Source organism: Bradyrhizobium sp. Ec3.3 (assembly GCF_000472925.1).
Classification (GTDB): domain Bacteria; phylum Pseudomonadota; class Alphaproteobacteria; order Rhizobiales; family Xanthobacteraceae; genus Bradyrhizobium.
Genome location: NZ_AXAS01000012.1, coordinates 111701 through 129746, shown reverse-complemented (window position 1 = coordinate 129746; position 18046 = coordinate 111701). Strand labels below are relative to the sequence as shown.

Below are 18046 nucleotides of genomic sequence, written 5' to 3'. Positions count from 1 at the left end.
GCGCATACCATGGCAAGCGCTGCGGAGTGAACCGAGAACAATGGATGCGCTGACCTTATTCGGCCTGTTCGCCGTGACGGCGATGCTGGTCTGTTATGCGCTGGAGGACCGCAGCCACTGGTTCGTGCTGCTGTTCGCCGCCTCCTGCGCGCTCGGCTCGGCCTACGGTTTCCTGCAGGGCGCCTGGCCGTTCGGCGTAGTCGAGGCGATCTGGGCGATCGTGGCGCTGCGGCGTTGGTCGCTCAGGCCGCGATGACCTCGTCATCCCTGTTCAGGCAGGACGCAAACCCCTGAAGCGCGCTGTACTGGTGGCCGGCGCTGCGCTGGATGAACAGCGTCTCGACCCCTGCGTAAGCCGGGCTCAGTGTGTGGATCGACACGCTGCCGATCATCGCGCTGCGCTCGACCACCGCACGTGGAAGCAGCGTCACGCCCATGTCGGCGGCGACGCAGCCGATCATGCCGTCGAGCGTGCCGAGCTCGAAGCGCCCCGCCGACGGCCAGCCGAACTCGACGAACATCTGCTCGAGGCGTTGCCGATAGGTGCAGCCGGTGCGGAACACCAGCGCGGTCGGGCCTGACTCCGGCGTGCCGGCGCGGAGCTCTTTGAGTGACGTCCAGCGGCGCGCGCTGACAAGCACCAGCTCTTCGCGGAAGGCGCTGACGGCGGTGAGCTCGACATGCTCGATGGGAGCGGCGACGAAGGCGCCGTCGAGCGCACCATCGAGCACGGCGGCGACGAGATCGGCGGTGGTTGCAGTGCGCAGGCTCAGCCGCACGGCAGGGAAACGCCGGTGGAAATCCGCGAGCAGCGGTGGCAGGCGGACGGCGGCGGTTGTCTCCATTGAGCCGATCGCGAGCGGCCCCTTCGGCTCGCCATCATCGCGGGCGGCAAGGACGGCCTCGCGCGAAAGCGCCGCCATCCGCTGCGCGTAAGGCAAGAGCCGTTTGCCGGCGCCGGTCAGCGTCATGCCGCGGCTGTGGCGCTCGAACAACGGCGTGCCGATCTCGGCCTCCAGCGCCTTGATGCGCTGGGTGACGTTCGATTGCACGGTGTTGAGTTCTTCGGCGGCCCGGGTGATGCCGCCAGTGCGGGCGACCGCGGCGAAGGTCTTGATATCGCTGAGTTCCATGGTTTCGTTTCGTTTTTGAGATGGCAGCGTTCGCAAGAATTCAATTTTCGAGAATGCTATTCCCACTTAGTCTTCCTGTCCACACGGGAGGAGCCATGCCAATCACCACACCCCTGACCGCGCTGCTCGGTATTAAGCATCCGATCTTGCTTGCTCCGATGGACATCATCGCCGGCAGCAGTCTGGTGACGACGGTGAGCCGCGCCGGCGGCTTCGGCATTCTCGGCGGTGGCTATGGCGAAAGGGCTTGGCTGGAGCAGGAGACGGCGAAGCTGAAGGCGCTGCGCGCGCCGTTCGGCATCGGCTTCATCACCTGGAGCCTCGCCAAGCGCCCCGAGCTTCTCGATGTTGCGCTCGCGGCAAAGCCCGGGGCGATCATGCTGTCGTTCGGCGATCCCGCGCCGTTTGCGCCGCAGATCAAGGCGGGCGGGGCGCGGCTGATCTGCCAGGTGCAGGACGAGGCCATGGCGCGACAGGCGCTCGATGCGTGCGCCGACGTTCTGATCGCGCAAGGCACCGAGGCAGGCGGCCATGGTGCATCCCGCACCACGATCGATCTCGTGCCTGGGATCGTCGATCTCGCGGCGGGTCGCGTGCCGGTGGTCGCGGCCGGCGGCATCGCCGACGGACGCGGGCTCGCCGCCATGGTGATGCTGGGCGCAAGCGGCGTGCTGCTCGGTACGCGCTTTTATGCGAGCCGGGAGGCCGACGGTGCGGAGGAGGCGAAGCGGCGCATCTGTGATGCAACGAGCGGCTCGACTGTGCGCGGCATCATTTTCGATCTCTCCCGCAACAATGTCTGGCCGGCGCCGTTTACCGGGCGGTGCCTGATCAACGATCACGCCCGGCGCTGGATGGGCCGCGAGGTCGAATTGATGCAGAATGTCGCCAAGGTTGCGGCCGACTATGCCGCCGCAAAAGCGAGCGGCAATTTCGATGTCGCCGCTGTGATCGCGGGCGAGGCGGTCGGCCTGATCCATGATATTCCGCCGGCAGCCGAGATCGTCGAGCGGATCGCGGCAGAGGCGGAGCAGCTGCTCGCCGGCCGGCGCAACTCGGTCGCTTCCGCTGCTTAGAGAAGAGAGAACAACCATGTGGCCTAACCGTCGACTGATCGACCTCTTCAAGACCGAATTCCCGATCGTGCTGGCGCCGATGGCCGGCGTGATGGATGCGGAGCTGGTGATCGCGGCGGCGCAAGGCGGTGCGCTCGGCTCGCTGCCATGCGCGATGCTGTCGGCGGAGAAGGCGCGCGAGCAAGTCAATCTCATCCGCCAGCGGGTTACCGCGCCCGTGAATATGAACTTCTTCTGCCACAAGCCTCTCGAGCTTACGGCCGAGGCCGAAGCGCGCTGGAAGCACCGTCTCGCGGGCTATTACAAGGAGCATGGTCTCGATCCGGCGGCGCCCATCAACGCTGCCAACCGCGCGCCATTCGATGCAGCGTTCTGCGAGGTCGTCGAGGAGCTGAAGCCGGAAGTCGTCAGCTTCCATTTCGGCCTGCCGGCGGAGGAGCAGCTCAAGCGCGTCAAGGCGGCCGGCTGCCTCGTCATCTCGTCGGCCACCACGGTCAAGGAGGCAGTCTGGCTCGAGCAGCGCGGTGTCGATGCGGTGATCGCGCAAGGAGCCGAGGCTGGCGGCCATCGCGGCATGTTCCTGACCGATGAAATCGCCGAGCAGCCCGGCACCTTCGCTCTGGTGCCGCAGGTCGTCGATGCCGTGAAGGTGCCGGTGATCGCGGCCGGCGGCATTGCGGATGGGCGCGGTATCGCGGCTGCCTTTGCGCTCGGTGCGGCCGGCGTGCAGATCGGCAGCGCCTATCTGCGCTGCCCGGAATCCAAGGTCAGCGCCGGTGGCCGCAAGGCGCTCGCCGAAGCGCGGGACGATTCCACCGTCATTACCAACGTGATGACCGGACGGCCCGCGCGCGGCGTGCAGAACCGTCTGATGCGCGAAGCCGGCCCGATTTCACCGGACGCGCCGGCCTTTCCCCATGCCGCGACCGCGCTGGGGCCTTTGAAGGCGGCGGCCGAGAAGCAGGGCAGGGTGGATTTCACGAATCTCTGGGCCGGACAGGCCATCGGCATGGGCCGCGAGATGCCCGCGGCCGAATTGACCCGGGAGCTGGCCAAATCCGCGCAGGCCCGCCTGAAAGCGCTGGCCGGCTAGGCGCGATGAGATCCGGGAGGATCGTCATCGCGCTTTAGGTTATTGTTTGCGCATGATCTTTTCGGAAAACCGCTGCGCACTTTGCGCTAACGCGGCCCTTCGGGTCCGGATCATGCGCCCAGCGCCGGTTGCGGCGCAAAACCGGCCTCTGCTATACGGCAGAACAGGATTTCTGCCGTTCGAGGCCTTATATTATGTCCGTTGACGCCGCTACCGTCCGCCGCATCGCGCATCTGGCGCGCATTGCGGTTTCCGACGACGAGGTTCCGCATCTCCAGGGCGAGCTCAACGCCATGCTGGCCTTCGTCGAGCAGCTCTCGGAGGTCAATGTCGAGGGCGTCGATCCCATGACCTCGGTGACGCCGATGGAGATGAAGAAGCGCCAGGACGTCGTCAATGATGGTGAGATCGCCGATGATATCGTTGCCAATGCGCCGGCGACAGAAGGCCACTTCTTCCTGGTGCCGAAGGTCGTCGAGTAAAAAATTAGGACACGAGTCCGATGTGCCTGCTATGCGACGATGAGAAGGCCTATCAGGCCTATATGAACTATCTCGACGCGATGGAGCGGCAGGGCAAGGCTGCCGATCCCAACGTGGCGGCCAATGCCGTGCTCGACCAGCTCGAGGCGTCGGCGAATGCATCCGCCAAGAACAACGTTAAGCAAGACGACCCGGCCAACGACAAGACCCTGTCTCCGTTCTTCTGTAGCCCGATCAATAAATGACCAATTTGACATCGCTGACGCTCGCCGAGGCCCGCAAGGGTCTCGCCGACAAGACATTCACGTCGCTTGAGCTGACCGACGCGCATCTGAGTGCGATGGAGGCTGCGCGCGCGCTCAACGCCTTCGTCCTGGAGACGCCCGACCAGGCGCGCGCCATGGCGCGCGAAGCTGATAGCCAGATCGCCAAGGGCGATGCCGGCCCGCTCGCCGGCATTCCGCTCGGCATCAAGGACCTGTTTGCGACCAAGGGCGTGCGCACCACGGCCTGCTCGAAGATCCTCGGCAATTTCGTGCCGACCTACGAGTCGACCATCACCTCGCAGCTCTGGCGCGACGGTGCGGTGATGCTCGGCAAGCTCAACAATGATGAGTTCGCGATGGGCTCGTCGAACGAGACCTCCTGCTTCGGTCCCGTCGGCAATCCCTGGCGGCGCGAGGGCTCGAACACGACGCTGGTGCCTGGCGGCTCGTCCGGCGGCTCGGCCTCGGCCGTTGCGGCGCTGCTCTGCATGGGCGCGACCGCGACCGATACCGGCGGCTCGATCCGCCAGCCCGCAGCCTTCACCGCGACCGTCGGCATCAAGCCGACCTATGGCCGCTGCTCACGCTGGGGCATCGTCGCCTTTGCCTCCTCGCTCGATCAGGCCGGTCCGATCGCGCGCAGCGTGCGCGATTGTGCGATGCTGCTGCGCTCGATGGCGGGCCACGATCCGAAGGACACGACCTCCGTCGACATCGCCGTGCCGGACTATGAGGCCGCGGTCGGCAAGTCCGTGAAGGGCATGAAGATCGGCATTCCCAAGGAATACCGTCTCGACGGCATGCCTGCCGAGATCGAAAAGCTTTGGGAAGCGGGCGCGGCCTGGCTGAAGGCCGCCGGCGCCGAGCTTGTCGAGGTGTCGCTGCCGCACACCAAATACGCTTTGCCGGCCTACTACATCGTGGCGCCGGCGGAAGCCTCGTCGAACCTCGCGCGCTATGACGGCGTACGCTACGGCCTGCGCGAGCAGGGACGCAACATCATCGAGATGTACGAGAACACCCGCGCCGAAGGGTTTGGCGCCGAGGTGAAGCGGCGCGTCATGATCGGCACCTATGTGCTGTCGGCCGGCTATTACGACGCCTATTATCTGCGTGCGCAAAAAGTGCGCACCCTGATCAAGAAGGACTTTGAGGACTGTTTCGCCAGGGGCGTCGATGCGATCCTCACGCCGGCAACGCCGTCGGCCGCCTTCGGCATCGGCGAGAAGGGCGGCGCCGACCCGGTCGAGATGTACCTGAACGACATCTTCACGGTCACCGTGAACATGGCGGGCCTGCCCGGCATCGCCGTGCCCGCGGGCAAGGATGCGCAAGGTCTGCCGCTCGGCCTGCAATTGATCGGCCGGCCCTTCGATGAGGAGACGCTGTTCTCGCTCGGCGAGGTCATCGAGCAGGCGGCCGGCCGCTTCACGCCCGAGAGGTGGTGGTGAACATGGCGGCGTACATCGCCAGCCTCGAAGGCGCAGCGCCGGCGCCCGAACTCAGCGCGCCGCTCGCAGGGCTCTGGTGGGCCGCGAAGGGAGACTGGGACAAGGCGCACAAGATCGTCCAGGACGAGGACAGCCGCGACGCCGCCTGGGTGCACGCATACTTGCACCGCGTTGAAGGCGATCTCGGCAATGCCGGCTATTGGTACCGCCAGGCGGGCCAGCCGGCGGCGAAAGAATCATTGCAGGCGGAGTGGGAGCGGATCACTGCCACGCTGCTTAGATCGTGAGGTCGGTTCACCCGCAATGATATCTCGCGGCGCGCTATCTTAGCGTTCCTTTCGGCAGCAGATATTCGTGAACATGCGGACAGATATTGCCGAGGTTGCACCGCTCGGCCTTGATGAGCGGCTCCAACTGGGCAATCAGCGCCTTGGCATTGAAGACTTTCGGAGGAGCCGCCTCGACCGGTGCCGGCAGGAAGTGCACGTCGGCCTCGAGTCCGGGCTTGGGCCCCGCCGCCCCGCCGCCGGTGTAGATAAACACGCCGCCACGCGCGAGCCGGATCGGCTGATCCGATCGGCTGGCGAAATCGCCATGGTCCCAGATCCTGAAATCGGCAGTCTCCTGTGGTGACACCGGAATGCGGGTGCGCAGCGACGGCACTGCGCTGGCGAGGCGAGGGCCACGATCATTCGCCGGTGGTCGATGCATCACGAATTGAATGTCTGACAGGATTTCAAATCCAGCAAAGCCCTTTTCGATCGCCAGTTGGGCAGAACGATAGAGCCAATAGACCTGAACACTCTCGCGGGTGGTGTAACCATTGCCCTGGAAGCTCACGCGGAAGACGTCGGGCCTGAGCTCCTTGACGTCGGATCCACCGGTAAAGCCTTGTTGCTGATAAGGTGTCGAACAGGACACGAGAACGGCGGCCGAAGCCACCAAAATCAGGCTACGAAAGAACATGCATTGCCCCCTGCACTCAACTTCTACGGCGCGTCGGGCGTCGGCGTCAATGCCTGAGGGAGCGGCGCCAAATGTGCACTGTGCAGGCCCGGCGCGGGCGGAATGCGCCAGCCGCCGTCGTCGGCCCATTGTCGCACCACGTTCTCCAGCTTGACTGGCGCGATCCGTTGCGCGAAGCCCAACCAACCCCGATATGGATTTGTCCGGACATCGAGACCCATGAACGCACCCGCCCCCCACAAGCTTCTCAAAGGCGCCACCGGCGACTGGGAGATCGTCATCGGCATGGAAATCCATGCGCAGGTGACGTCGAACTCAAAACTGTTCTCGGGCGCGTCCATCGCGTTCGGCGGCGAGCCGAACACGCACGTGTCGCTGATCGACGCGGCGATGCCCGGCATGCTGCCCGTCATCAATGAGGAATGCGTCAGGCAGGCTGTCCGGACCGGGCTCGGACTGAAGGCGAAGATCAATCTACGTTCGGTGTTCGACCGGAAAAACTATTTCTATCCCGACTTGCCGCAGGGTTATCAGATCAGCCAGTACAAGTCGCCGATCGTCGGCGAGGGCGAGGTGTTGGTCGAGCTCGACGGCGGCCGCAGCGTCAACGTCGGCATCGAGCGGCTGCACCTGGAGCAGGATGCCGGCAAGTTGTTGCACGACCAGTCGCCGACGATGTCCTATGTCGATCTCAACCGCTCCGGCGTGGCGCTGATGGAGATTGTCTCAAAACCGGACATCCGCGACGCCGAGCAGGCGAAGGCCTATGTCACCAAGCTGCGCTCGATCCTGCGCTATCTCGGCACCTGCGACGGCGACATGGAGAAGGGAAACCTGCGCGCCGACGTCAACGTCTCGGTGCGTCGTCCCGGCGGGCCGCTCGGCACCCGCTGCGAGATCAAGAATATGAACTCGATCAACTTCATTGGACAAGCGATCGAGTACGAGGCGCGGCGCCAGATCGAGATCCTCGAGGACGGCGGTGAGATCGACCAGGAGACACGGCTCTACGACCCCAACAAGGGCGAGACGCGCTCGATGCGGTCGAAGGAAGAGGCGCACGACTACCGCTACTTCCCCGATCCCGATCTCTTGCCGCTGGAATTCTCGCAAAGCTTCGTCGATGAGCTGAAGGCGAAGCTGCCCGAGCTGCCGGACCAAAAGAAGACGCGCTTCGTCGCCGACTTCGGCCTGTCGACCTATGATGCGAGCGTGCTCGTCGCCGAGCGCGAAAGCGCTGACTTCTACGAGACCGTGCTGGACAGGCTCGCCAATCGCACCCGCGACGGCAAGATGGCGGCGAATTGGGTGATCAACGAGCTGTTCGGCCGTCTCAACAAGGAGGGACGGGGCATTGCGGGCGCTCCCGTCGCCGCCGAGCAGCTTGCCGCGATCATCGACCTGATCGGCGAGGGCACGATCAGCGGAAAGATCGCCAAGGATCTGTTCGAGATCGTCTGGCAGGAGGGCGGCGATCCGCGCGCGCTCGTCGAAAGCCGCGGCATGAAGCAGGTCACCGACCTCTCGGCGATCGAGAAGGTGGTCGACGACATCATCGCGGCCAATCCCGACAAGGTCGCGCAGGTCAAGGACAAGCCGCAGGCACTCGGCTGGTTCGTCGGCCAGGTGATGAAGTCGTCCGGCGGCAAGGCCAACCCGCAAGCGGTCAACGACCTGCTCAAGTCCAAGCTCGGCGTCTGACACGTTGCGGTGACGGCGCGTGTCGTCACCGCGATCCTGCCTTTGCGCATCCGTCGCGCACTCGGCGACACCAACGTCGCCTCGATCGCATCGTCCAAGCCCCACCGAATCGCCGTCTTCGATTCGTACAAACGGCGGCTTCGAGCACGCTCCGGCGAGCGATCGCGCCGTTAAGCATGAAAATATTTTCGTTGCCAAAATTCGCGACTCAGAGTCCGCGAAACACGCTTCGTGCGCCTTCGAACAAGACGCAACGCGCGCCGGAGCATCGATCGCGCGCAACTTGCGAATGCGAAATGGGCTTGCAGCATAGAGTTTTCTTGCAATCGATGCTTTCGCCGGCGTCGGTGCGGCAGGCACTTTTCGCATAGACGATCGAACGACTCGTCAACCGCGTGCACGATGCGCGGAGTACTTGCGCGCTTCGCTGCGTCAACACTTCCTTAAGCGGGAAGATGTTTTTTTCGCCGTGTTGGTGTATTCGGGATGAAGTGCATTCGATCCCCGAATGCACGCAGCGATTAAAGCCATCTCACACATCGGAGGGCAACATGGCCAAGAAAGCGAAGAAGGCGAAGAAGGCGAAGAGCGCAGTGAAGAAGACTGCGAAGAAGACCCGCAAGGTCGCGAAGAAGAAGAAGTAACTTCGCTTCTGAAGTCGCCGGCCTCTCTGATGGCCGGCACGTCATCAGCGCCTTCTGCGATCTGGTTTGCCTCCGGCAGGACAGGTCTCAGTCAACTAGGCTCTGATCGGCGATAGAGGGTGTCGGCGAGACATCAGGTCAACGGTCGGATCGTCCTTCCTTGTCGAGCTTGCTCGTCAAGGTCCGGTCCGGCAGAAGAAACAAGTTTTCTTCGTTCGGTGCGGTTCGCCTTTAACGGCTCCGCAATTTCATGAGTAGCCTCGCGGCCAAAATGAAATCTGGTCCTGACGTGTTCGCCGACGCCCTCGTTCGAGTAGCCGGGATCCTCGCCGGCGTTTTCATTTCTCAAAATTTCAGATCCAAGACGCGACAGCGCAGCCGAACAGGCTCGCGATCGCCGTGGCCCGACCGCGCGCCCACCCTCCGGCGTCATCGCCACCTCCTTTGATGGAGTGTTGCGACGACCGGTTGAAACCGCCAAGTATTCCAGAGCCAGTGACGCATACGGAGAAGCCGCGGCGTACTGGATTCCTCGCCTTCGCGGGGAATGACAGCTCAGAATTTGGCTACGATCGTGCGCATCTCACCACGCGCGATGGTTATCATCGTCCGAAAATCCGGACGGTTAACCAAATCTGACGTATCGCAGAAGTACTTGAGAATCCGGGACTTCTTGCATTTTCGTGGCCGCGCCAGGTGGCCTCGCGTTTACGTCCCCTTCATCGCGATACTTAAACTGCCATTCAAATTTGCTCGCCAAGATCGCCCTCAACAAGCCGGCAAGAACGGCATGGGGACGAGTTGAACAGTTTGGATGGGAGCCGCGCTCGGGGGAACGAGGCGGCACAACAATAAAGGGGATGCGACATGTTTCAGGGGACTTTCGATCTGGAGACCGCGACGCCGGTCGACGTGAGCGCCTTGTCGGACGTGCTGTTCGAGCGGGGCATGTATTGGGCGAGCGGCCGCTGCGGCCTCGTCGATCTCGTCGCCGCGCATAAGTGGTTCAACCTCGCGGCGCTGAAGGGCCGCAAGGACGCGATCGCACTTCGCCAGGAGGTCGCCGGGCAGATGTCGGATGCCGAGATCGCAGCCGCGCAGCGCGAGGCGAGGGCCTGGGCCACCGCGCATTGAGCAGTTCACTCCGCCGTACGGACCCGAACCTTGACCGATCGATGCGATTGCGCCAAGGCGACCATCAGATTTAGACGGCAAACGAGGCCGGCGCTTCGCCGGCGCAATGCCGGCGCCACATTTCACTGAAGGCCTTTTCGATGTGTCGTGTCATACCGACAGTATCGAAGAGAGGCCAAGTGGACCGATGCGTCGCCAGCTTGCTCTTGAGGGCGGTTCGAAGTTCGGAATCGTGCGCGATCCGAAGCGCCAAGCCCTCATATTCGTCCAGCGATCGCGTCACCAACTCGGGAAGGCCGACAGCATTCAGGAGACTGGCTGCAACTCGTCCCGGAAAGGCGGTGCCGAGGCAGGTCAGGACCGGCAAGCCAGCCCAAAGGGCGTCGCTGGCCGTGGTATGGGCGTTGTAGGGCAACGTGTCCAGGAACAGATCGGCCAGCTGGTGGCGCGCCAAGTGTTCGTCGATAGCGACGGGTGGGGCGAACACGATCCTCTCGGCGGCGATGCCGCGCGCTACAGCTTCACGCCTCAGGTTCTCCCTGGCGATCTGGCCCCCATCAAACAGCCAAAGGACGCTGCCGGCGGTCTTGGCAAGCAGCCTCATCCAGACATCGAACAGCACAGGCGTGATCTTCAACGTTTTGTTGAACGCGCAGTAGACGAATGCATCGTCCGGCAGTCCGACCTCGCTCCGGGCTGGTGCATTTGGCAGGGGCGGTCGCCTGGTGTCGGTCACCTGATAGCTGTCGGGGAGATAGATCACCTTCTCGGCGTAATGCTTCTGCTCTCCTTCGGGTATGACGATCCGGTCGGCCATGATGTAGTCGATATATGACGCGCCCATCGTGCCGGGAAAGCCGAGATAGTTGACCTGGATGGGAGCCGGCCGGTGCGCGAGGATTTTCGGCCGCGCACCGGCGGTGAAGCCTCCGAGATCGACGAGGACCTCGATGTCGAGCTGGCGTATCAGCTTGACCACGTCCTCGTCGGTAAGATGTCTGACGTCTTCGAAGCGTTCGAATGCTGCCTTCAGGCGGTTGCGCATGTTGCCGCCGTCATCCGGTCCGTAGGAGATGGCGCTGATGTCGAAGCGCTCGCGGTCGTGCTCCTCGAAAAGTCCGGCCATCAAAAGCGCGGTGGCGTGATTGCGAAAATCGGCAGACAGGTACGCGACCCGCAGCCGGGAAGTCGGTGACGGCGTTCTGGCTATCGCGGCACCTCGCTCCGGAGCGACGTTGGCGACATACGTCTTCGCACAGGTGAATTGGTGTGCCGGAGACGACGAGGCAACAAGGAAGGTGAGCGCGTCGATCGCCACGCCGGATTCGGCGGCCTCGTCCAAGGCGGCCTGTTCACGTTCGAAACTGCGCCAGTCGGCACGCTTCCGCCTGGAATCAACGAGCTTGCTCAACGCGAACGGGAAGGCCTTGTTGAGTGCGACCGTTCTTTCGAGCGCTTCGATCGCTTCGTCGTGTCGGCCCATTTCGGTAAGGACCTCAGACAAGACGAAATGGTACTGTGGATTCGACGGTGCAAGCTCGATGGCACTTCGGTAGCTGTCATGCGCTTCGTCAAGCTGACCGAGCCGCTGGAACGCACTACCTCGGTTCAAGAAGGCTGCGCTCGATGGCGTGATCGCAATGGCGCGATCAAGTTCGGCGATCGCGCCGTGAAACTCCTTCCGTGCAATCAGGATCGCGCCGCGATTGAGATGCGCATCGGCGAAGTCCGGCGACAGGGCAATCGCTTTCGCAAGCCAAGCGAGCGCATCGTCTGTCTTGTCCAATGCACGCAGCACGTTGGCATAGTTGAAAAGAACGTCGGGATTGCCGGAGTCGATGCGGGCAGCCTTCTTGAGCAATGGCTCGGCGTCCGCGAAATTGCCGCGCTGGGCCTGCAACAGCCCCAGCATATGGAGCGCGGTGGGATGCGTTCTGCTTGCCCTCAGGATGGTCGTGTAGGCCCGTTCCGCATCCGCCAGATTGCCCGAACGGTGCGCCGCAATTGCCCGGTCCAGAATAGCCGACGAATGGAGTGAGGAGGGGGCCGAAGCTCCCTTGTTGCGGCTTTGCTGCGACATGTGAATGGGTTTCCGGACCGCGATGACGGGTCTGTGCTTTGGCGAACTGGGTGCAAAAAACTCTAGTCGCCTTTGCTGGAGAGAACAACGGCCGCGCCGCCCGCGCTTCAAGCTACGAAACTAACCGCGCACGTGCCGAGATTTTGCGCGCGACAATATTTGCATTTGTGCTGGCCAACTGACGCGATGGCTACCGGCCCTGCGTGCTTGACGACGGCCGGCCGTCGCTCCGGACGTCAAGCCAGTCTCGACCCGTCCCCCGCTTCGGTCGCTGTCAAAGCTTTCATGTGCAAAGAAACCCGTTAGCCTCGATTCTGCCGCTTGCGGCTCGCCGCGGGGTCGGGCATACCCGGCACAGCCGGAGACGTGGCCGAGTGGCTGAAGGCGGCGGTTTGCTAAACCGTTATAGGCTTGTAAAGGCCTATCGAGGGTTCGAATCCCTCCGTCTCCGCCAGCCGTGAACTCCGGCCCACCGCTTCAAATCACCCCACAATATATATGAGTCCAGGTAGGTCCGGCCGGCGGCAGCTCGCCCCCCACGGGAACTAGCACTCTGTCCTCGCTTGGCCCTGGGGGAACGGCCTCGCGTTAGTCAAAGACCAGTGCGCTCAGCGATCGAACGGCGCGGCGACGAGATCGTCCAGCCTCCGTTCCGAGTCGGCTGCCGATTCTTCGATTCCAGTGCGTCGCGACGTCGTCACAGACAGCAAGCGCTCGGTCCCCCTTCACGAGGGAATTTTGACAGCATTTGGAGCCGCTGCAAAAAGAGTATGGAAAACAAGTACTTACAGGCGCGCCGCGATCACATCCGCGTGTTATTTGTGCAACACCCGTTGGAAAACGCGCTTTGTAGGGCCGGTTCGGAGCGTTCTTTTGTTGTGTGTGCAAGGTCGTTCGGTAATTCTGACCACGCGACGGAGGGGGGCATCCCGAGGTCGTCCCGTTTTAGGTGGTTCGCTTAAGTCCCTCGCGTTCATGCGGGTGTGTCCGAAGGCGCGAAGCGGCTAAGCGGTGTTTGAAACGGGAATGGGAAATTGGCCATCCGGTCAGTGACCTTCCCTGAAGAGCAACTTGGAGGTTTAACATGAAGTTGGTTAAGAGCCTTTTGCTCGGCTCAGCGGCGGGTCTGATCGCCGTGGGCGGAGCTCAGGCAGCCGATCTCCCCGTAAAGGCCAAGGCGGTCGAATACGTGAAGATCTGCTCCCTGTACGGTGCCGGATTCTACTACATGCCGGGCACTGACACTTGCATCAAGTTCGGCGGGTACGTCCGCGCCGACACGGTGGTCGGCAGCAGCAACGACTATGCCTTTGCGACCGGTGCACCGGATGGTGCGCGCAACCGGCTGAGCAACTACTGGGCCAGCCGCGCTCGTATGGACTTCACGGTCGATACCCGCACCGCGACCGAATACGGCGTCGTGCGCACCTACGCGGACATGGTGTTCACCTGGACCGGTGGTTCTTATGTCGGCGCTGGCACGGTCGGCGGCACGACTGTTTACAACAGCACGACCGGTACCATTGGCGGCGCCTCGCTCGGTCTGTACCACGCGTTCATCCAGTTCGCTGGATTTACGTTTGGCCGCACGGTCTCGATCTTCGACGCTCCGTGGCAGAGCTATCCGGCTGGCGGTCCCGATACGTTGCCAGGCGGTTCCAACCACGTCACCGGCGTGAACCAGGTCGCTTACACGGCTGATTTCGGTCAGGGCATCACGGCTTCGGTGGCGTTGCAGGACCCCACAGTCTATGACCAGACGAACATCTGGAACCTGTCGTTCCCGGGTGGTGCGACGCCGAGCATCACACCCAACGGTACTGTCAGCTTCCTCACCGGTTACGGTGCGCCCACGATTGCCGGCACCCGTGTTCCGGATATCGTCGGTGCGGTCCGCGTTGACCAAGCTTGGGGTTTAGCCCAACTCTCCGTCGTGGGTCATGAGAATACCCCGGGTTACTACGGTACCAATGAGTCCACTGGTTCTCCCGGCACCAAGTTTGGCTGGGCGGTTCAGGGTTCGTTGTCGATCAAGAACATCCCGACCGGACCGGGCGACTCGATCAACTTGCAGGCCGTCTATACGGACGGTGCAACGCGCTATAACTTCCAGAGCTTGTTCCCGACCACCATCGCGATGTTTGGTGGCACGGGCGTGCCTGGTGCTTACCAGAGCCTCGGGTTTGCCGCCATTGCTGATGCGGTATTCACCGGCGGCAATGGCTTCGCGAATAGCAGTCTTGAAACGGTGAAGAGCTGGGGCTTCCGCGGTGGTTACACCCACAACTGGAGCCCGAACTGGGCGAGCGGCATCTACGGTGCCTATGGCGTGGTGGATTACGGCTCTCTCGCCACGAACACGATCTGCTTCTTCGCTCGGCAATCGCTTGGTCTGACCGGCAACTGCAACCCCGACTTCGCCGTTGCAGTGGTCGGTGCCAACGTGGTCTGGACCCCGGTCAAGAACCTCGCCTTCACCGCCGACGTCAACTGGACGCGTTTGGACCAGAGGTACTCGGGAACGGTGGACATCCAGCCGTCTGCCACGTTGCAAAAGCCACGCGCTTTGTATGAGCTGAGGGACCAGAACAGCGTTACCATGCTGCTCCGCGCTCAGCGCAACTTCTAAGATCGATCTCTCGACCGATCAGAGAACCCCGGCGGGCAACCGCCGGGGTTTTTCTTTGCGGGTGTTGCGGCGTATATTGGCTCGAACGTAACGGCTTCTTTCCGGTGAAAGGAGCGGAGCTGGAGATTCGACGGTGAGCAGTTGGACAATCCGGATGGCCGCGATGACGGGCGTGCTCGGCGCGGTGATCATGGCCGGCGCCACGATCCTCGCTCCTGCGCCAGCGATGGCCGAGCGCTACGATCCCAGATATCCCGTCTGCCTCCAGAAGTGGGAGTGGGGCGGTAGCAGCACGATCTATTGCAGCTATCCCTCGTGGGAGGCGTGCAAGGCGGCCGCGGCGGGATTGTCGGCGATGTGCATGGACAATCCATATTGGTCCCAGCCGACCACAACGGGCGTTGCCCGCCCACCGGCACCCTCGGGTAGGCCCGTTCCGGTCAGGTGATGATGGAATTCCTGCCGCTTCGATTGCCGGCGCGGCTCGGTGGGCTCGCGGCGCGTTCGCGCGCAAGAATTAGGGATCACCGGGGTCCCTGCCATTCCCTGAACGCGTAAGTGGGATTGAGGCCGCAGGCGTCTATCGTGCCCGACGCCGTCGCCATGCATTGGCTGTAAGTGGCGAACTGGCAATTGCCTGGGTACCCCCAGCGTCGTCCTTGCAGGCAATAGCGATCCTGCGCGACCGCCTGGGGAGCCGGATGGGGGCGTTTCTTGGCGTGAGCCGTCGAGCTGCCGGCCGCAATACCTGACAGGATCAGGGCCATCGATATCACTGCGCAGATCACGCGAAACATGACACGCCTCCAGGTTCGTGCCGTCGACCAATCGATGTGCGGCGTTTCCAATTATAATGCCGCGCCAGTGGCTTGGTAGCTCTCCTTGAACCGCGCCTGGATTCGCAGAGGGCGGTAAGCTACGAGGCTCGATGCGGCGCTGACCAGCTACTCGACGCTGCCGCTCGTGCCTCTGTGCAGGTCAGCGTCGATTTGCAGCCGCGTTCCGCCGCCAAAGCGCGCGCGATAAACTTGAAGGTTCTCCATGATGCGCTGCACGTAGTTGCGCGTTTCGGAGAACGGGATCAGTTCGACCCAGTCGACTGCGTCGATCTTGGATTCGCGCGGATCGCCGTAGCGCTCGACCCACTTCTTCACGCTGCCGCGGCCGGCGTTATAGGCGGCGAAGGTCATGATGTAGGAGCCGCGGTAGTCCTCGAGCAGGCCGCCGAGCTCGGCCGCCCCAAGCGTGGCGTTGTAGACCGAATCGTTCTTCAACCGCGACAGGTCGTAGGTCGCGCCGTGTCGCTTGCAGACGTAGCGCGCAGCGTCCGGCGTCACCTGCATCAGCCCGTAGGCCTGCGCCGGCGACACCACCGCCGGATTGAACGCGCTTTCCTGCCGCGCGATCGCGTAGACGATGCTGCGCTCGACCTCGGGCCCGATCTGGCTGAACTGCGGGATGCCGTTGACCGGATAGGCGTAGAAGTCGAAGGGCAGCCCGCGGTTGAGCGCGGCCTTGCCGACCAGCAGCATGCCGCGGGCGTCGCTGTAGCGCTGGGTCAGCTCGCCGAGGCCGGCAAGCGCTTCGGGGTCGCCATTCTCCCCCATGTCGGCGAGCATCGGGACCGCGATCTCGCGCTCGTCGAGCTCGTAGAGCAGTTGCGCCGCGCGTACGATCTCCAGCCGCTCGGCGCCGCGGCCGCGCGGCGCGCTGTTGAGCTCGATCTGCGGCAGGCCGAGTTTTGCCCGCGCAAGCTGGCCATAGTAGCTCGTCGACTGCTCGGCCGCGCGTGCATAGGCGTTGCGCGCTTCCTGCTGGCGGCCCATGGCTTCCGCTGCGCGGCCCTGCCAATAGCCTGCGCGCGCCAGCGTGGTCGGGTTGACGCTGCCGACGCCGATGCGGGCAAAATGCTGGGCTGCGGCCGCGGGATCATTGAGGAAGCGCAGCGCGATCCAGCCCGCGGTGAATTCCTGCTCGGTCTTGTAGATGTCGCGCGAGGGCAGGGCCGCGTCTCGCGCGATCAGATAGGCGCTGCGGAATTCCTCGGTGTCGATCATCTTGCGTGCGATCAGGCGCCGCTCGATCCACCATTCATCGAGATTGTAGAGCCGGTTTGGATCCTTCGGCGCCGACAGCATCAGTTGCGCGGCTTCCGCGAACTTCTCCTCGCGGCGCAGGAGCTGGATCTTGCTGAAGATGAAGCCGGGATCGCCGTGCAGTTCGTGCGGCACGGCTTCGAGCAGAGCGCGCGTGTTCGGCGCCTTCTTGTAGGAGGCGATGCGCGCCTTGGCGAGCGCCACGTAGCCGGCGCCGAGCCGCTTGGCGGCGCGCAGCGCGGCCTCATGCTCGCTGCCATAGAGCAGCGTGTCCATTCGCGCTTTCTGGTCGCCCGGCGTGAGCAGCGCGCCGAATTGGTCGAGCGCGTTGTTCTCCGTCTCTTCCGACATCGGGTCGCTGCGCCAGGCCTCGCGCACGAGGCGCTCGGCATTGGCACGGTCGCCGCGCGCCAGCATCGCCCTGGCGAGCGAGAAGCGCCCCTTGGCGGAGACAGGGGATTCGTTCTCGAACCACGACCACGCGACGGAGTCTTCGCGCCGGTCGTCCCAGAGCGCGGCTTCAAGGCGGCGGCGCAGGAAGGTTTGCGACGGCCAGCTCGGATTGGCGCTGATGAAGGCACGGTAGCGCTCGACGCTGGCGCCATTGTCGTCGCTGCGCAGGATGATCCATTCGGCGAGTTTTCGCGCGACCGGATCTGTGATCGTGGCCGCATTGTCGGTGGCATCACCCGGCCTGTGCTTGCGCACGAGCTCGATGACGTTCTCCAGCGTGTCCTTGTCGGCCTGCGAAGTCGATGAGGTCGCAGCGACCGCGGCCGGCGTCACGGGCTTGCGTGGTGCGGCATGCTGGCGGGTCGCAGGAGCCAGCACGGGTGCTGCGATCGGTTTGACGGCAGCCGGTGCGGTTGGTTTGACGGCAGCCGTCGCCGCCGGGGCGGGTGCGGGTTTGGGAGACGAACCGTTGGCGGCCGGCTGTGATTTTGGCACAGGTACCCCGGCCGCAGGCTTGGGCTTGTCCTTTGCGGGTTCCTTGCCGGCATCCTTGACGGGTTTCTTCGCGGCATCCTTGGCCGGTGCGCCAGCCGTTCCCTTGCCAGCGCCGCCTTTGGCCGTGTCCTTGCCAGTTCCCTTATCCGTTCCCTTGGCCGATCCTTTGGCTGGACCCTTCGCAGTATCCTTGGCGGCTGGCTTCGCTGTGTCCTTGGTCCCGTCCGCGGTGGTCTCATTGGATTTGGCCAAGGCCGCGCAACCGACCGACAGCCCAGCCATCAGGCACACAACCAGACCGGCGGATCGCCATGTGGCATGGGAAAAGAAGGTCACGGAGTTTCGTT

The 18046-nt window shown here is 63.5% G+C and carries 17 protein-coding genes and 1 tRNA gene; 12 read left to right on the top strand and 6 right to left on the bottom strand.

Translation table 11 applies throughout. The features are described from left to right. Positions 1 to 40: 40 nt before the first annotated feature. On the top strand, positions 41 to 256 hold the full coding sequence (locus tag YUU_RS0114135) for a hypothetical protein (RefSeq protein WP_027522959.1): 216 nt from the start codon (positions 41 to 43) through the stop codon (positions 254 to 256). Here YUU_RS0114135 and YUU_RS0114130 read toward each other — a convergent pair. After that, positions 243 to 1133, bottom strand: coding sequence for a LysR family transcriptional regulator (locus tag YUU_RS0114130; protein ID WP_027522958.1), 891 nt, complete (start codon positions 1131 to 1133; stop codon positions 243 to 245). The two genes, YUU_RS0114135 and YUU_RS0114130, sit on opposite strands and share 14 nt — an antisense overlap. 95 nt (positions 1134 to 1228) lie before the next feature. Between YUU_RS0114130 and YUU_RS0114125 the strand changes: the two genes are divergently transcribed. The 6 genes from YUU_RS0114125 (at position 1229) to YUU_RS0114100 (ending at position 5788) form a co-directional block, all read left to right on the top strand. Continuing rightward, positions 1229 to 2209 carry a nitronate monooxygenase family protein gene (locus tag YUU_RS0114125; RefSeq protein WP_027522957.1) on the top strand — a complete coding sequence of 327 codons (981 nt, stop codon included), beginning with the start codon at positions 1229 to 1231 and terminating at the stop codon, positions 2207 to 2209. A 16-nt stretch (positions 2210 to 2225) separates the two neighbouring features. Further along, positions 2226 to 3302: a nitronate monooxygenase family protein gene (locus tag YUU_RS0114120; RefSeq protein ID WP_027522956.1), complete on the top strand. Its 1077-nt coding sequence runs from the start codon at positions 2226 to 2228 to the stop codon at positions 3300 to 3302. A gap of 194 nt (positions 3303 to 3496) precedes the next feature. Next, positions 3497 to 3784, top strand: coding sequence for an Asp-tRNA(Asn)/Glu-tRNA(Gln) amidotransferase subunit GatC (gatC, locus tag YUU_RS0114115; RefSeq protein ID WP_027522955.1), 288 nt, complete (start codon positions 3497 to 3499; stop codon positions 3782 to 3784). Positions 3785 to 3804: 20 nt separating this feature from the next. Beyond that, positions 3805 to 4029, top strand: coding sequence for a hypothetical protein (locus YUU_RS0114110; RefSeq protein WP_027522954.1), 225 nt, complete (start codon positions 3805 to 3807; stop codon positions 4027 to 4029). Then, positions 4026 to 5501 carry an Asp-tRNA(Asn)/Glu-tRNA(Gln) amidotransferase subunit GatA gene (gatA, locus tag YUU_RS0114105; protein WP_027522953.1) on the top strand — a complete coding sequence of 492 codons (1476 nt, stop codon included), beginning with the start codon at positions 4026 to 4028 and terminating at the stop codon, positions 5499 to 5501. Before YUU_RS0114110 ends, gatA begins: the two co-directional genes overlap by 4 nt. A 2-nt stretch (positions 5502 to 5503) precedes the next feature. Then, on the top strand, positions 5504 to 5788 hold the full coding sequence (locus tag YUU_RS0114100; protein WP_198031754.1) for a hypothetical protein: 285 nt from the start codon (positions 5504 to 5506) through the stop codon (positions 5786 to 5788). Between the two features lie 34 nt (positions 5789 to 5822). Here the strand turns inward: YUU_RS0114100 and YUU_RS0114095 are convergent, their stop codons facing one another. Next, a complete protein-coding gene (locus YUU_RS0114095) occupies positions 5823 to 6443 on the bottom strand; it encodes a hypothetical protein (RefSeq protein ID WP_245288013.1) in 621 nt (206 codons plus the stop codon). 243 nt (positions 6444 to 6686) lie between these two features. On the opposite strand from YUU_RS0114095, the gene gatB reads away from it, so the two are divergent. Beyond that, entirely contained in the window at positions 6687 to 8168 is a 1482-nt protein-coding gene (gene gatB / locus YUU_RS0114085; protein ID WP_027522949.1) for an Asp-tRNA(Asn)/Glu-tRNA(Gln) amidotransferase subunit GatB, read from the top strand. Positions 8169 to 8945: 777 nt separating this feature from the next. Here the strand turns inward: gatB and YUU_RS58630 are convergent. Further along, positions 8946 to 9245, bottom strand: coding sequence for a hypothetical protein (locus tag YUU_RS58630; RefSeq protein ID WP_156944280.1), 300 nt, complete (start codon positions 9243 to 9245; stop codon positions 8946 to 8948). Between the two features lie 434 nt (positions 9246 to 9679). Here YUU_RS58630 and YUU_RS0114065 point away from each other — a divergent pair, with 434 nt between their 5' ends. Continuing rightward, positions 9680 to 9946, top strand: a complete 267-nt coding sequence (locus tag YUU_RS0114065; protein ID WP_027522947.1) for a hypothetical protein — start codon at positions 9680 to 9682, stop codon at positions 9944 to 9946. 70 nt (positions 9947 to 10016) lie between these two features. Here the strand turns inward: YUU_RS0114065 and YUU_RS0114060 are convergent, their stop codons facing one another. After that, positions 10017 to 12026, bottom strand: coding sequence for a tetratricopeptide repeat protein (locus YUU_RS0114060; RefSeq protein WP_027522946.1), 2010 nt, complete (start codon positions 12024 to 12026; stop codon positions 10017 to 10019). Between the two features lie 360 nt (positions 12027 to 12386). Between YUU_RS0114060 and YUU_RS0114055 the strand changes: the two genes are divergently transcribed. The 3 genes from YUU_RS0114055 to YUU_RS0114045 all read left to right on the top strand — a co-directional run bounded on the left by YUU_RS0114055 (position 12387) and on the right by YUU_RS0114045 (position 15103). Further along, positions 12387 to 12480: transfer RNA gene (locus YUU_RS0114055), tRNA-Ser, on the top strand. Between the two features lie 630 nt (positions 12481 to 13110). Next, complete coding sequence (locus tag YUU_RS0114050; RefSeq protein ID WP_027522945.1) at positions 13111 to 14655, top strand: porin; 1545 nt, start codon at positions 13111 to 13113, stop codon at positions 14653 to 14655. Between the two features lie 133 nt (positions 14656 to 14788). Next, on the top strand, positions 14789 to 15103 hold the full coding sequence (locus tag YUU_RS0114045; protein ID WP_371260485.1) for a DUF3551 domain-containing protein: 315 nt from the start codon (positions 14789 to 14791) through the stop codon (positions 15101 to 15103). Positions 15104 to 15179: 76 nt separating this feature from the next. Here YUU_RS0114045 and YUU_RS0114040 read toward each other — a convergent pair whose 3' ends face one another. Both YUU_RS0114040 and YUU_RS0114035 read right to left on the bottom strand, forming a co-directional pair. Beyond that, a complete protein-coding gene (locus YUU_RS0114040) occupies positions 15180 to 15452 on the bottom strand; it encodes a DUF3551 domain-containing protein (RefSeq protein WP_027522943.1) in 273 nt (90 codons plus the stop codon). A 147-nt stretch (positions 15453 to 15599) separates the two neighbouring features. Continuing rightward, complete coding sequence (locus YUU_RS0114035) at positions 15600 to 17981, bottom strand: lytic transglycosylase domain-containing protein (protein WP_035662333.1); 2382 nt, start codon at positions 17979 to 17981, stop codon at positions 15600 to 15602. Positions 17982 to 18046 lie beyond the last annotated feature (65 nt).

Excerpts from the sequence above, each read along its gene's own strand:
- YUU_RS0114135 (WP_027522959.1), top strand. The coding sequence starts at position 41 with ATGGATGCGCTGACCTTATTCGGCCTGTTCGCCGTGACGGCGATGCTG.
- YUU_RS0114130 (WP_027522958.1), bottom strand. The coding sequence starts at position 1,133 with ATGGAACTCAGCGATATCAAGACCTTCGCCGCGGTCGCCCGCACTGGC.
- YUU_RS0114125 (WP_027522957.1), top strand. The coding sequence starts at position 1,229 with ATGCCAATCACCACACCCCTGACCGCGCTGCTCGGTATTAAGCATCCG.
- YUU_RS0114120 (WP_027522956.1), top strand. The coding sequence starts at position 2,226 with ATGTGGCCTAACCGTCGACTGATCGACCTCTTCAAGACCGAATTCCCG.
- gatC (WP_027522955.1), top strand. The coding sequence starts at position 3,497 with ATGTCCGTTGACGCCGCTACCGTCCGCCGCATCGCGCATCTGGCGCGC.
- YUU_RS0114110 (WP_027522954.1), top strand. The coding sequence starts at position 3,805 with ATGTGCCTGCTATGCGACGATGAGAAGGCCTATCAGGCCTATATGAAC.
- gatA (WP_027522953.1), top strand. The coding sequence starts at position 4,026 with ATGACCAATTTGACATCGCTGACGCTCGCCGAGGCCCGCAAGGGTCTC.
- YUU_RS0114100 (WP_198031754.1), top strand. The coding sequence starts at position 5,504 with ATGGCGGCGTACATCGCCAGCCTCGAAGGCGCAGCGCCGGCGCCCGAA.
- gatB (WP_027522949.1), top strand. The coding sequence starts at position 6,687 with ATGAACGCACCCGCCCCCCACAAGCTTCTCAAAGGCGCCACCGGCGAC.
- YUU_RS58630 (WP_156944280.1), bottom strand. The coding sequence starts at position 9,245 with ATGACGCCGGAGGGTGGGCGCGCGGTCGGGCCACGGCGATCGCGAGCC.
- YUU_RS0114065 (WP_027522947.1), top strand. The coding sequence starts at position 9,680 with ATGTTTCAGGGGACTTTCGATCTGGAGACCGCGACGCCGGTCGACGTG.
- YUU_RS0114060 (WP_027522946.1), bottom strand. The coding sequence starts at position 12,026 with ATGTCGCAGCAAAGCCGCAACAAGGGAGCTTCGGCCCCCTCCTCACTC.
- YUU_RS0114050 (WP_027522945.1), top strand. The coding sequence starts at position 13,111 with ATGAAGTTGGTTAAGAGCCTTTTGCTCGGCTCAGCGGCGGGTCTGATC.
- YUU_RS0114040 (WP_027522943.1), bottom strand. The coding sequence starts at position 15,452 with ATGTTTCGCGTGATCTGCGCAGTGATATCGATGGCCCTGATCCTGTCA.
- YUU_RS0114035 (WP_035662333.1), bottom strand. The coding sequence starts at position 17,981 with ATGGCTGGGCTGTCGGTCGGTTGCGCGGCCTTGGCCAAATCCAATGAG.